The 14063-nt window shown below is 64.4% G+C and carries 9 protein-coding genes, 1 pseudogene and 1 riboswitch; of the genes and pseudogenes, 9 read left to right on the forward strand and 1 reads right to left on the reverse strand.

Going from position 1 to position 14063, the window contains the following annotated elements:
* Positions 1-120: 120 nt before the first annotated feature.
* Positions 121-723: a TetR/AcrR family transcriptional regulator gene (locus PGC08_RS02335; protein ID WP_235349770.1), complete on the reverse strand. Its 603-nt coding sequence runs from the start codon at positions 721-723 to the stop codon at positions 121-123.
* A 203-nt stretch (positions 724-926) separates the two neighbouring features.
* On the opposite strand from PGC08_RS02335, the gene PGC08_RS02340 reads away from it, so the two are divergent.
* The 9 genes and pseudogenes from PGC08_RS02340 to PGC08_RS02380 all read left to right on the forward strand — a co-directional run bounded on the left by PGC08_RS02340 (position 927) and on the right by PGC08_RS02380 (position 13970).
* The gene (locus tag PGC08_RS02340; protein WP_271709431.1) at positions 927-2660 is read left to right on the forward strand and encodes a class I adenylate-forming enzyme family protein; all 1734 of its coding nucleotides are present in this window, start codon (positions 927-929) and stop codon (positions 2658-2660) included.
* 14 nt (positions 2661-2674) lie between these two features.
* Positions 2675-3454, forward strand: coding sequence for an SDR family oxidoreductase (locus PGC08_RS02345; RefSeq protein WP_271709432.1), 780 nt, complete (start codon positions 2675-2677; stop codon positions 3452-3454).
* Positions 3451-4692 (forward strand): acyl-CoA dehydrogenase family protein, encoded by a 1242-nt coding sequence (locus tag PGC08_RS02350; protein WP_235349767.1) that lies wholly within the window; start codon positions 3451-3453, stop codon positions 4690-4692. The genes PGC08_RS02345 and PGC08_RS02350 overlap by 4 nt, the downstream gene beginning before the upstream one ends.
* A complete protein-coding gene (locus PGC08_RS02355) occupies positions 4689-5774 on the forward strand; it encodes a phosphotransferase family protein (protein ID WP_271709433.1) in 1086 nt (361 codons plus the stop codon). Before PGC08_RS02350 ends, PGC08_RS02355 begins: the two co-directional genes overlap by 4 nt.
* A gap of 4 nt (positions 5775-5778) precedes the next feature.
* Complete coding sequence (locus tag PGC08_RS02360; protein ID WP_271709434.1) at positions 5779-7065, forward strand: MFS transporter; 1287 nt, start codon at positions 5779-5781, stop codon at positions 7063-7065.
* Positions 7066-7445: 380 nt separating this feature from the next.
* Positions 7446-7534, forward strand: a riboswitch (glycine riboswitch).
* 116 nt (positions 7535-7650) lie between these two features.
* Positions 7651-10602 (forward strand): aminomethyl-transferring glycine dehydrogenase, encoded by a 2952-nt coding sequence (gcvP, locus tag PGC08_RS02365; protein WP_083248630.1) that lies wholly within the window; start codon positions 7651-7653, stop codon positions 10600-10602.
* Complete coding sequence (locus PGC08_RS02370; RefSeq protein ID WP_271709435.1) at positions 10602-11885, forward strand: aminomethyltransferase family protein; 1284 nt, start codon at positions 10602-10604, stop codon at positions 11883-11885. Before gcvP ends, PGC08_RS02370 begins: the two co-directional genes overlap by 1 nt.
* Positions 11886-11978: 93 nt before the next feature.
* Positions 11979-12377: a glycine cleavage system protein GcvH gene (gene gcvH / locus PGC08_RS02375; RefSeq protein ID WP_271709436.1), complete on the forward strand. Its 399-nt coding sequence runs from the start codon at positions 11979-11981 to the stop codon at positions 12375-12377.
* A 115-nt stretch (positions 12378-12492) separates the two neighbouring features.
* A pseudogene (locus PGC08_RS02380) lies at positions 12493-13970 on the forward strand (L-serine ammonia-lyase).
* The last annotated feature ends 93 nt before the right edge of the window (positions 13971-14063 follow it).

The raw sequence follows: 14063 nt of genomic DNA on the forward strand, positions 1-14063 counted from the left end.
AAGGGGTGCGGCCACTCTGGCTGAACTGTTCTTCAAGTGGTGGTCGTCCGAACACGGTTCGGGCGGCCACCTCTTTACGCTAAGTGCCGCTGTTTCGCAGCAGGCGAGCTGCCGGTCTGACTAGTTGCCGACGGGCTGTCCTGCTGCGTGACGGCAGATCTTTCCATAGCGCTCGGCCACTCCGGCGGGATCGAGCTCGCCGCCGGGGCGGTACCACTGGGACACACCGGTGCAGATCGTGGTGATGGCGCGGGAAGCGTCCCGCGGGAATTCCGTCGCGAAGCTGCCGTCGGAGACGCATTCGGCGACCACCTCGTCGAGAAGCTTCTGCTGCCGGTCACGTGCGGCAATATGGGCGTCCCGCGATTCGCCCTGCAGGCTGCGGATCTCGCTGAACGCGATGAAGGCGATGTCTGACTGCTGGGCGTGGAAGAGCAGGAGGCATTCGATGAGTCGCTCGAACCGGGGGAGGGGCTCCTGTGGCCCGTCGGACAGGGCCTCAACGCTGCGCGACCACAGATCTGTCATCGCCAGCCGGTCGATCTCTGCCAGGATCGCCTGTTTCGATTGATAGTGGTGGTAGAGGCCGGGAACGGAGAGGCCTGCCGCATGAGCGAGCTGGCGAATGCTGGTTCCGTGAAATCCGCCGAGAACGAAGTTCTCCAGCGCCGCCTGCAGGATCGGAGAAAGCAACGGCGTCTGATAGTTTCTCCAACTGCCCACGAAAATTCCTTGTCTCAAGCGAACGGTGATGACTGCTTCCAGTCCTAATCTACGGGTACTCAGGGGCTGAGTGCCGACGCTCCCACTGCGAAGCGCAGTCGACCCCTTGTGCCTTTCGGTTCCTGTGACTTAGGATACAGGCAATACCGAGCGAGCGCTCGGTCGGTCCAGCCGAAAGCCCCCAGACCAGGAATGGATGTTCGATGACGAATGAACGCCTGAACGCCGCAGATACGGCCCCCGCCTCGTCGCACGTGTGGACACAGCTCTACCCTGCGGGTGTCGGCCTCGACCCGGATATCCGCGAGGAATCAGTGGCTCATGCCTGGAACGCCCGCGTCGACAGTAGCCCTGGGCAGACTGCCATCGTCTATCAGCACCGCAGCTTCACCACCGCGGACATCGATGGGGATGCTGAAGCCCTCGCGGCTGGTTTCCTCGCCCGAGGCTTCGGGAAATCCACGATCATCGGCATCTATCTGCAGAACGTTCCGCAGTTCGCGGTGGCGTTGCTGGCCGCGTGGAAGCTGGGTATCGTCCCGCTCGTCCTCAACCCCATGTACCGGGGGCGAGAGCTGCGGACGCTCATCGATGATTCCCAGGCTGCAGCGATCATCTGCGACGAAGGTGACCTCGAATCCCTCGTGCAGACCGTGGCCGACAGCTCCGTGGGCTGGGTGCTCACCACCACCGATGGCGAGTACTCGACGGAGCGCAGCGAATCGCCTGCTGGTTCCGGGCCCACCCCTTCGGCACCGACGCCTGCTGGCAGCACGGGCGTCGACATCGACTCGTGGCGAACGTTCCTCGACGCGCACCGGGCAGGCTCGACCAGACACGGGGAGCTGCTGCCCGGTCTCGACGACCCTGCTCTGCTCACCTACACGTCCGGCACCACAGGGCCGGCGAAGGGGTCGGTGGCCACCCACCGGAATGTGATGAGCGTGGCCATGGGTTACGGGCAGTGGCTCGGGCTGGGCGAGCAAGACGTGATGCTCGCTGTCGCGCCGCTCTTCCACATCACGGGAGCAGTCGCCTGCGCCGCAACCTCACTGGTCTTCCCGATCACCCTTGCGTTCACCGGTCGCGTCGATGCTGACAAGATCGTCACGGCCGTTCGGGACTATGGAGTGACGGTGACCATCGGCTCGATCACCGTCTACAACGCTCTGCTCGAACACTCCACCGCCACCTCGGCGGACTTCGCCAGCATTCGCTTCCTCTACTCCGGCGGCGCCCCCGTGCCGCCGGCCACGGTCGATCGGTTCCGGAAGAAGTTCGGACACTATATCCACAACATCTACGGAATGACCGAAACCGCCTCGGCGGTCATCGGAGTCCCACCGAACACCAAGGCCCCCGTGGACCCGGCCACCGACACCCTGGCCATCGGAGTGCCCTTTCCCGGACTGGAAGCCCGTGTCGTCGGCATCGCCGATCAGCAGGTCGTGACCGATGGCAGCGCCGGTGAACTCGAACTGCGCGGACCGCAGATCACTCCCGGCTACCTCAATAAGCCCGAGGCAAATGAGACCGCCTTCGACGATGGGTGGTTCCGTACCGGCGATGTCGCCGTCATCGACGAAGCGGGGTGGATCTACCTTGTTGATCGGATCAAGGACCAGATCAACGCCTCGGGCTACAAGGTGTGGCCGCGAGAAGTTGAGGACGTCCTCTACGAACATCCTGCCGTGCTCGAGGCCGCTGTGGTCGGAGAGCCCGACGAATACCGAGGTGAAACGGTCGTCGCCTTCGTCTCGCTGCGTACGGGAGAGACCACCACGGGTGACGATCTCATCGCCTTCACGAAGGAACGGCTCGCGGCATACAAGTATCCGCGGACCGTTCACATCATCGGCGACCTGCCCAAGACACACACCGGAAAGATCCAACGCAGGCTGCTGCGCGGCCAGAGCACGACGGGGAACAGACCATGACGATAGGAGTGCACATGACTGAGCCAAGTATCGGCCGTCGCTTCGAAGGCCAGGTTGCCCTGGTGACCGGAGCTAGCCGTGGAATCGGGCTCGGGATCGCCAAGCGGTTCCAAGCCGAAGGCGCAAAGGTGGTGATCACCGCGCGTAAGCCTGAGGCCCTCGCCGAGGTGGTCGCGACCTTCCCGGAGGGCACCGCAGTCGGCATCGCCGGAAAGTCCGACGACGCCGCCCATCGTGCGGAAGTCTTCGACACCATCGCCTCCACGTACGGCCGGCTCGACGTTCTGGTCACGAACGTCGGAATCAACCCCGTCTACGGGCAGATGATCGACCTCGATCTCGACGCGGCCCGCAAGGTCCTCGACGTCAACGTCCTGGGCACCCTCGCCTGGATCCAGAACGCCGTCCATCACGAAAGGCTGGGATTCCGAGAGAACAAGGCGCGGATCGTCAGCGTATCCTCCGTCGCCGGTGAGGTGCCCAGCCCCGGCATCGGACTCTACGGAATCTCCAAAGCCGCCGTCTCCCACCTGACCAGAACCCTGGCAGTCGAACTCGGGCCAGACATTCGCGTCAATGCCGTAGCGCCGGCCGTGGTCAAGACGAACTTCGCCACCGCCCTCTACGAAGGCAAGGAGCAGGAAGTCGCCGACGCCTACCCGCTCAAACGCCTCGGCGCCCCAGACGACATCGCAGCCGCGGTGGCCTATCTCGCCTCATCCGATGCCGATTGGATCACTGCACAGGTACTCACCGCCGACGGCGGACTCATCACCGCAGGAGGAACAGCATGACCGCATTGCCCACTGAAGTCGAGGAGCTGCGGCTCCGGACCAGGACCTTCATTCGTGAGGTCGTCATTCCGGCCGAGCCTCGGCCCGGGGTCTACCTCGACGAAGAGGTGCGTCTGGAGCTGCAGGCCAAGGCGAAGGCCGCCGGTGTCTTCGCGCCTCATGTGGCCAAGGAATGGGGCGGACAGGGCGTACCGATCGAGCACTGGTCGCCGATCTTCCAAGAGGCTGGTTACTCGCCGATCGGGCCCGCCGTCCTCAACTGCATGGCTCCCGACGAAGGCAATATGCACATGCTCGGACTCATCGCCACCGACGAGCAGAAACAGCGCTACCTGGCACCGTTGGCCGCCGGCGATGTCCGATCGTCCTTCGCGATGACCGAACCGCATCCCGGTACCGGATCGGACCCGGCTGCCTTGGCCACCTCGGCGGTCAAGGATGGCGAGGACTGGGTCATCAACGGTGATAAGCGCTTCATCTCCGGGGCGGAACTCTCGAGTTTCTTCATCGTCATGGCCGCCACGGATTCGAGTGCGTCCCAGGGGGAGGGAGCTTCGGGAAGAGGGCAGTCGGCGACGATGTTCCTCGTCGACCGAGACACCCCCGGCATCGAGGTGGGCCGGTCGATCCACACCGTCGACCGGACCATCGCCGGCGGTCACCCCTACGTCCACTTCACCGACGTGCGCGTACCCGAATCCGCAGTTCTCGGCGCGCCCGGACAGGGATTCGCCTACGCCCAGGTCCGTCTGGCACCGGCTCGACTCACGCACTGCATGCGGTGGTTGGGTCTGGCCCGCCGAGCCCTCGACACCGCGCTCGACCGGTGTGAGAACCGCGAGGTGTTCGGCGACATTCTGGCCCGACAGGGACTGGCCCAAGAGCTGATCGCCCAGTCGGTCATCGACATCGAAACCGCTGACGCCATGATCACAAAGACCGGGCTCGTCCTCGAAGGAGATCAGAAGCAGGCAGGCTCTCTGTCCTCGATCGCCAAGGTCTACTGTTCGGAAGCCGTCTATCGGGTCATCGACCGAGCCGTGCAGCTGTGCGGAGGCGACGGGGTTTCAGATGAACTTCCGCTCATCCAGTACCTCAATGAAGTCCGGCCCTTCCGCATCTACGACGGCGCCACCGAGACGCACAAGTTTGCGATCTCACGCCGCGCCTCGTCGAAGCGTCGGAAGGAAGTCGCCGCAGGCGAGCCACGTCGCGATGTCGTTGGTGGTACCCCTTGAGTGCAACTCTCGTCGATGTCGTCGACACCTTCGCTGAAGCCGCCGAACTCTCGGCACCGCCATTGCTCGTCACCGAGCCGCTCACGGAGTACTTCGACGCCTGCGGGATCGGCAGCGGCCGGCTGCAGTGGTCGAGGATCGGAGAGGGACAGTCGAATGTCACCTACCGGATTCGCCGAGGTGACGCTGATGTTGTCCTGCGACGTGGCCCCAGGCCGCCGATTCCGAAATCGACCCATGACATGGTGCGCGAGGCGAAGATTCAGATCGCGCTCGGTGCCCAGGGGGTCGATGTTCCACGGATCCTGCAGGTCTGTGAGGACGAGTCGGTTCTCGGAGTCCCGTTCTACATCATGGATTTCGTCGACGGCCTCGTCGTCACCGATGCACTCCCGGCGATCCTCGATGAGCGGACCGACAGGCAGAGGTTCAGTGAGATCCTCGTCGATCAGTTGGCGTCTCTGCACAGCGTGGACGTGACCGTCCCCGACGTGGCGGCTCTCGGACGTCCGGACGGATACCTCAAGCGACAGGTGGCTCTGTTCTCCTCGCTGTGGGACCAGAACACGACACGCTCCCTGCCCGAAGTCGCCCGCATCGGTCAATGGCTGGAGGACAACCGACCGGAGACGCAGCGCCACTCGGTGGTCCACGGTGACTACCGGGCCGGCAACGCGATGATCAAGCCGGACCGGCCGATCGAAGTGGCCGCGATCCTCGACTGGGAGATGTCGACGCTGGGCGATCCTTTGGCGGACTTGGGGTACTTCACCGCGACCTACGCAGATCCCAAGTATCCGCAGACCATCATGGATCTCACGCCTGTGACCAGTCAGGACGGTTTCCTCGATCGCGCGCAGATGATGCAGAGGTACCAAGAACACACGGGCCTCGACCTCTCCGCGCTGCCCTGGTATCAGACCTTGGCGCTGTGGAAGGCAGCGATTTTCAGTGAAGCGATCTATACACGTTGGCTCTCGGGCGAAGCTCCGGCCGCTGGCGACTTCACCGGTTCACTCAAACAGGGTGTTCCACTGCTCCTCGAGTCCGCCTCGGCGATCTCGAAGAACCTTGAAAGGTAGAGAAATGACAGCACAAGCAGCAGCGGCAACGGCGCCTCTGCGTCTGAAGAGGCGTTCGGTCTTCGCCAGCACCATCGGCAATGTTCTGGAGTGGTACGAATGGAGCGCCTATGCGGTGTTCACTCCATTCATCGCCGCGGCCATGTTCAACAGTGATGACAAGGTGTCATCGGTCCTTGCCACGCTCGGCGTTTTCGCAGTCGGATTCCTGATGCGGCCCCTGGGTGGAATCGTGTTCGGCAAGATCGCAGACCGCAGAGGCCGGAAGTTCGTCCTCATCGTCACCATGCTCATCATGGCCGGAGGGTCATTCCTCATTGCGATCATGCCCGGGTACGGGCAGATCGGCATCTTCGCCTCGATCATGCTCCTTCTCGTTCGCGTGGCCCAGGGCTTTGCCCACGGAGGTGAATCGGCGACCGCGAACTCCTATATCGCGGAGATCGCTCCCGCGCATCGGCGCGGTTTCTGGGGCAGCATCGTCTTCGTCGCGATCTTCGGCGGATCCGTGCTGGCCTACACCATCGGCGGCATCATCACGAACGTCTTCTCCGAAGCAGCTGTCGGCGACTGGGCATGGAGGATCCCCTTCGCACTCGGTGGTCTGCTCGCACTGGTTGCCCTCTATATGCGCCGGGGCATGATTGAAAGCGACGTGTTCGAAGCCGAAGAAGCCGATACAGCTGCGGTCGTACCGCTCGATCGCCGACGAGTCGCCCGCGCCATCGTCCTCGTCGTCCTGATGACCTCCGGCATCACCGCGGCCCATTACACCTGGTCGTCCTACGCTTCGACATTGGCGATCACCGAACGCGGCATGGACGCACAGACGGCATACTGGGCCACGGTCGGCGCACAGATCATTGCGCTCATCTCCCTGCCGTTCTGGGGAGCGCTCTCGGACAAGATCGGTCGTCGCCCGGTCATCATCGGCTTCGGTCTCCTCATGGTCGTCTTACAGTTTCCGCTCATGGCCATGATCACCTCGGCGGGATGGACACTGTTCGTGGCCTCCTCTGTTGCCCTCCTCATCGTCGCGATGTCCGGTGCGCTGCTGTCCGCGGTGCTCTCGGAAGCATTCCCGACGAAGGTGAGGACCCAGGGCATCGGCTTCGCCTATTCGGTGTCCGTCGCAGTCTTCGGTGGCACGGCGCCCTATCTCAACGGGCTGTTCAATTCGCTCGATCTCAGTTGGCTCTCGAGCGGCTGGGTGATCCTGCTGTGCCTCGGTACGGTCATCGCCATGGTCCTGCTGCCGGAGACCAGGGGCAAGGACCTCGCAGAGATCTGAACCCTGCCCCCGGAGATCGGCTCCAAGTGCGACTTCCGAGTGCGACTTGAGGAACTTCTGGTCCGATCTGCGAGCAGTTTTTCGGACCAAAAGTTCCTCGAGTTGTTCGGTCCAGGAGTTCCTCAAGTTGTTCGGCCCAGGAATTCCTCGAGTTGGGGCGCGGCAGCTTCGGGACGACTCCGTCAGTGTGGGCTCGCGTGCGATTTCCTCGACAGAATCGCACGCGAGCCCACAACCACGGACGGAGCAGCCGACTCACCGGTAACCGCGCCCATCACGGTGTTTGTCCGCCGTGATCGCAGACACTAGACTTGGCCCCATAAGTTCATAGCCACACCGGCTATAGGAATATAGCCACACACAATTGAATACTGCCGTTAAGACATGACGTGGGAGAGCTGCTTCAAGCAGCGCCGTAGGTGCAATTCCCTCCCCGGGAAACTCTCAGGCCCAGTACCACCGATTGCAGGCATATCTGAAGGACCGCCACCGCGCTCGCGCGCTGTCAGTCTGACAGAACGGGGAGGACCACCACTGCTCAGTGCGTCCTCCATAGGCGGGCGCGACACCGACCCGAGGACGGCAATGACCAGTTCACTCGCCCACACAAGTTCACTCGCGCACACCACAGCGCCCACCGGAGACACGGAACGCCCCTTCTCCGACCGGCACATCGGCCCCCGCGCCGACGACACCCAGGCCATGCTGGTCGAACTCGGCTACGACTCCCTCGAAGCGCTCTCCAGCGCAGCCGTCCCAGAATCCATTCAGATCGACGGACTCGACCTGCCCACCGGTCGCTCCGAAGCCGAGGTCCTCGATGACCTCCGCGCGATCGCCGGTCAGAACATCATGCGCACGCAGATGATCGGCCAGGGCTACTACGACACGATCACCCCGGCCGTCATCCGCCGCAACCTGGTCGAGAACCCCGCCTGGTACACCGCCTACACCCCGTACCAGCCCGAGATCTCCCAGGGTCGCCTCGAGGCTCTGCTCAACTTCCAGCAGGTCGTCCAGGATCTCACCGGCCTCGACATCGCCAACGCCTCCCTCCTCGACGAGGCCACCGCCGTCGCCGAGGCGGTCCTGCTGATGCGTCGGGCCGTGAAGAAGGGGACAACCGTCGTCCTCGACTCCGAACTCCACCCGCAGACCATCGCCGTCGTCCGTGCCCGCGCGAAGGCCATGGACTTCCGCGTCACCGTCGCTGACCTGGCCAAAGGCCTCGTGGGCGAAGACATCTTCGGCATCGTCTGCGCCCAGCCCGGCACCACCGGCGTCATCCGCGACTTCACCGAAGCCGTCGACGGCGCCCATGACCGCGGCGCCCTCGTCACCTTCGACGCCGACCTGCTGGCCCTGACCCTGCTCAAGGATCCCGCCTCCCAGGGCGCCGACATCTCCGTGGGCTCGGCCCAGCGCTTCGGTGTTCCCCTGTTCTTCGGCGGACCCCACGCCGGCTTCATGGCTGTGAAGTCCGGTCTCCAGCGTCAGCTGCCCGGCCGCCTCGTCGGTGTCTCCAAGGACGCCCAGGGCAAGCCCGGTTACCGTCTGGCCCTGCAGACCCGTGAACAGCACATCCGCCGCCAGAAGGCCACGTCCAACATCTGCACCGCGCAGGCTCTGCTGGCCAACGTCGCATCGATGTACGCCGTCTACCACGGCCCCGTCGGCCTGACCCGCATCGCCTCCCGCATCCACCGCCTGGCCCAGGCCTTCGCGACCGCTGCGGACACCGCCCCCGGCGCCGAGGTGGTCACCCGTGAGTTCTTCGACACCGTGGCCATCCGCGTCGCCGACGCAGAAGCCGCCCGAGTCGTGTCCGAACGTGCCGGCTTCAACATCCGCGTCATCGACGACTCCACCATCGGCGTCTCCTTCGGCGAATCCCACTCGGTCGCCGATGCCAACGGACTGCTCGAAGCTCTGGGCATCATCGCCCGGGTCGATGAAGCGAACTTCGAAGCCGCCTCGGCGGGCACATTCGGAGCCAACCACGTGCCCACCCCGGCCTTCGACGAGAAGTTCCACCGCACCACCGAGTTCCTCACCCACCCGATCTTCAGCGCACACGGCTCCGAAACCTCGATGATGCGCTACCTGCGCACCCTGGCCGACCGTGACCTGGCACTGGACCGGACGATGATCCCGCTGGGCTCGTGCACGATGAAGCTCAACGCCGCGGCAGAGATGGAACCCATCACCTGGCCCGAGTTCGCCTCCATCCACCCCTTCGCCCCGGCCGAGCAGACCCACGGCTGGCGCACCCTCATCACCCGCCTGGAGAACTCGCTCGTCGAGGTCACCGGCTACGACCGCGTGTCACTGCAGCCCAACGCCGGCTCCCAGGGTGAGCTGGCAGGACTGCTCGCGATCCGCAACTTCCACGTCGCCAACGGCGACACCGACCGCGACGTGGTCCTCATCCCGCAGTCAGCCCACGGCACCAACGCCGCCTCGGCAGTCCTGGCCGGTCTCAAGGTCCAGGTCATCGCGACCGCCGAAGACGGATCGGTCGACATCGCCGACCTCGACGCGAAGATCGAGAAGAACGCGGACAAGCTCGCCGCGATCATGATCACCTACCCGTCGACCAACGGAATCTTCGAGTCCGAGGTCCGTGACGTCTGCGAGAAGATCCACGCAGCCGGCGGCCAGGTCTACGTCGACGGTGCGAACCTCAACGCCATGGTCGGACTCGCCAAGCCCGGCGAATTCGGCGGCGACGTCTCACACCTCAACCTGCACAAGACCTTCTGCATCCCTCACGGCGGCGGCGGACCCGGAGTCGGACCTGTCGCAGTGCGCGAACACCTCGCTCCTTACCTGCCCGGCGATCCCACCTCGGCGGAACTCGTTGCGGGTAAGGAAGACGCTCACGAACTGCCGATCTCGGCCTCGATGTTCGGCTCCGCCGGCGTCCTGCCGATCAGCTTCGCCTACCTCGAACTCATGGGTGGCGACGGGCTGCGTGAGGCATCCCGTGCGGCACTCCTGGGCGCGAACTACCTGGCCTCCAAGCTCCACGACGTGTTCCCCATCCTCTACTCGGGTGAGCACGGACTCGTCGGCCACGAGACGATCCTCGACCTGCGTGAGCTGACCGCAAAGTCCGGCGTCACCGCCGAGGATGTGGCCAAGCGCCTCATCGACTTCGGCTTCCACGCCCCGACCCTTGCGTTCCCGGTTCCAGGGACCCTCATGGTCGAACCGACCGAGTCCGAGGACAAGGCCGAACTCGACCGCTTCATCGAAGCCATGCGCACCATCCGCGCAGAGATCGATGCCATCGGCGACACCTACTCCTACGAGGAGTCACCGCTGGCCGGCGCCCCGCACCCGGCCACCGTGGTGATGGATGACTGGGACGCCAAGTACTCCCGCGAAACTGCCGTGTTCCCGGTCAAGGGATTGCGCCAGACCAAGTACTTCCCACCGGTGAGCCGGATTGACGGTGCCTACGGCGACCGCAACCTGGTGTGCAGCTGCCCACCGCCAGAGGCCTTCGAAGACAACGAGGAAGAGGACGACTGATGAGTACTGAGAATTCGACGCGAGAGACCCCGCTGCACGATATCCATGCCCAGCTGGGCGCATCCTTCACCGACTTCGGCGGCTGGGACATGCCGCTGAAGTACGGGTCCGAACTGGCTGAGCACCGTGCCGTGCGCGAAGCCGCAGGCATCTTCGACCTCTCCCACATGGGCGAAGTCCGCCTCACCGGCTCCGACGCTGCGGCATTCCTCGACTACGCGCTCGTGGCGAAGTACTCGAAGATGAAGATCGGCAAGGCCAAGTACGGTGTGCTCGTCAACGAGGCAGGCTACCTCCTCGATGACCTCATCACCTACCGGATCGGAGACGAAGAGTTCCTCATCGTCCCCAACGCCTCGAACACTCCGACCGTGGTCGCAGCATTGAAGGAACGGCTGCAGGCCTTTCTGCGTGACGAGTCCCCGGGTGCCGATGCCAAACTCTTCGACGAGTCCGACGTCACCGCTCTCATCGCCGTGCAGGGGCCGAACTCAGAGGCCATCATCCTCCGCGCCCTCGACGAGGGTGCACACGGGGAATTCGGGCCAGCGACCACCTCGGCGGATGGATCATCGGCCAACGATGCAGCCGTCGACGGATCCGCGAATGATTCCGCGGTGAACTCGACCGGAATCACCGTCGGCGAGGCGGTCCGGGAGCTGAAGTACTACGCGTGGATGCCGCTGACGATCGCGGGCATCGACATGATGCTGGCGCGCACCGGCTACACCGGCGAAGACGGCTTCGAGCTCTACATTCCCAACATCGCCGCGCCGCGTCTGTGGGAGACCCTGACGACTGCTGGTGCCGACTACGGCCTCGTGCCCTGCGGCCTGGCCTCGCGTGATTCGCTGCGCCTGGAAGCCGGCATGCCGCTCTACGGCAACGAACTCAGCCTCGAGACCTCGCCGTTCGACGTCGGACTCGGCCGCATGATCGGGTTCACAACGAAGGAGAACTTCGTCGCTCGTGAGGCATTGGCGAAGCTGGGGGAGACTGAACCGGCCCGCGTACTCGTCGGACTCACCTCGGCGGGCCGTCGCGCCGCACGATCGGGAGCGAGCGTCTTCGCCTCGGCGGACGAGGTCGGTGCCGAAGGCGGGACAACCGTCGGGACCATCACCTCCGGACAGCCTTCGCCGACGCTCGGGCACCCCATCGCCCTGGCGTTCCTCGATCGCGGACTCGCCGATCCCGGCACACCAGTCTTCGTCGACATCCGCGGCAAGGCGCATGAATTCTCGGTGACCGAGTTGCCGTTCTACAAACGCGGCGAGAACTGATCCGTTGAACCTGGTGCCGATGCCCCCGGTGACTCGTACACTGGGGGCACCTGCTCACCCACACAGCTGTCAATCAAGCAGAAAAGGACGATCATGGCGCAATTGCCCCCACTTCCAGAGAACTTCACCTACTCCGCCGAACACGAGTGGATCAACGCCAGCGCTGACGCCATCGTCGGCAACACGGTGAAGATCGGCATCACCGCAGTCGCCTCTGACGCCCTCGGCGAGGTCGTCTACGTGGACCTCCCCGAGATCGGCGACACCGTCACCGCAGGCGAGACCTGTGGCGAGGTCGAATCGACCAAATCGGTCTCTGACCTGTACTGCCCCGTGACCGGCGAGGTCACCGCCATCAACGAGGCCGCCACGGACAACCCCGGCGTGCTCAACTCCGACCCCTACGGCGACGGCTGGCTGTTCGAAGTCAACGTCACCGAACTGGGCGAAGTGATGGACGCAGCAGGCTACGCAGAGGCCAACTCCCTCTGACACACCCTCCGACCGATGGGACCGACCACGGCTGGAGTCATCCGGACTGACTGGGCCGGAACGACCCGGCCCGGTCGGTCCCATCGATCACCCGAAAAGAATCGGAGTATCTTCCATGCCATTGAGCGTCTTCGATCTCTTTACCGTCGGCATCGGCCCGTCGAGTTCCCACACCGTCGGCCCGATGCGAGCGGCATCGAGCTTCCTCACACTACTGGGCGACAAGCGAGGATCCACCGCAAGCATCAAGGTTGATGTCTTCGGATCCCTCGCCGCCACCGGTGCCGGACACGGCACCTTCGACGCCATCCTCATCGGACTGGAAGGCTGTGCGCCCGACGCCGTCGAAGCCAATGAACTCACCGCCCGCCGGACCCGCATGTCCGAGACCGGGACGATCCTCCTCGGCGACGCAGTCGGGGACGGCGTCGAGATCGCCTACACCGAGGACGACATGGTCAAGCGTCCCCTGACTATCCAACCTCGCCACACCAACGCCATGACCATCGCAGCCTTCGATGCCGAGGGCCAGACCCTGGCCGAAGAGACTTACTATTCTGTGGGTGGTGGCTTCGTCACCTCCGAGACCGAGTTCCTGGAGAAGGAGCAGGCCGCCGAGGTTGTTGCTGAGTCGGGAGAGGACGACACCAGCGAGTTCGCCGTTGCCGATGCTGTCGTCGACGCCGAGCTGCAGTCCTACAGCGAAGAGCTCCCGTACCCGTTCCACTCGGCCGTCGAACTCCTGCAGCGCTGCAAGGAAAGCGACATGTCGATCGCCGAGATCATGCTCGCCAACGAGAAGTCGATGCGCGATGAGGACGAGATCCGTCACGGCCTCCTCCACATCTACTCCGTGATGGAAGAGTGCGCTTCGGCGTCCCTGGACCGCTCGGGCTACCTGCCGGGCGGGCTCAAGGTGCGCAGGCGCGCCCACGACTGGTACCTCAAGCTCAAGGCCGAGGATCCCGACCGCGACCCCGGCTACTACCTGGAGTGGGTCAATCTCATCGCCATGGCCGTCAACGAGGAGAACGCCTCGGGCGGACGCGTCGTCACCGCCCCGACGAACGGCGCTGCCGGCATCATCCCCGCAGTCCTCCACTATGCGCTCAACTACGTGGATTCCGTGGTCAAGGGCGGCGAGGCTGCCAAGCACGCGGCGATCGTGGACTTCCTGCTCACCTCGGCGGCGGTGGGCGTCCTCTATAAGGAGAGAGCATCCATCTCCGGCGCGAGGTGGGCTGCCAGGGCGAGGTCGGATCCGCGTCATCGATGGCTGCCGGGGGACTGGCCGCGATCATGGGCGGCACCCCGGAGCAGATCGAGAACGCCGCCGAGATCGCCATGGAGCACAACCTGGGCCTGACCTGCGACCCGATCTCCGGGCTCGTGCAGGTCCCCTGCATCGAACGCAACGCGATCGCGGCAGGCAAGGCCATCAACGCCTCCCGGATGGCCCTGTGGGGCGATGGCCAGCACAGGGTCAGCCTCGACGAGGTGATCGAGACGATGCGCCAGACAGGTGCGGACATGAGCTCGAAGTACAAGGAGACAGCGCAGGGCGGCCTCGCCGTCAACGTCGTCGAATGCTGAGGTAGCCCGCGGGGCTGTCGTATGGGCGGCCCTTCCAGCGTCCTCGAGGCTGCCGCGCTAGGTTTTCACCCTCCGGTGCCGTCGAAACCCCGC

It is taken from the genome of Brevibacterium sp. BDJS002, assembly GCF_028201555.1.
GTDB classification, from domain to species: Bacteria; Actinomycetota; Actinomycetes; order Actinomycetales; family Brevibacteriaceae; genus Brevibacterium; species Brevibacterium aurantiacum.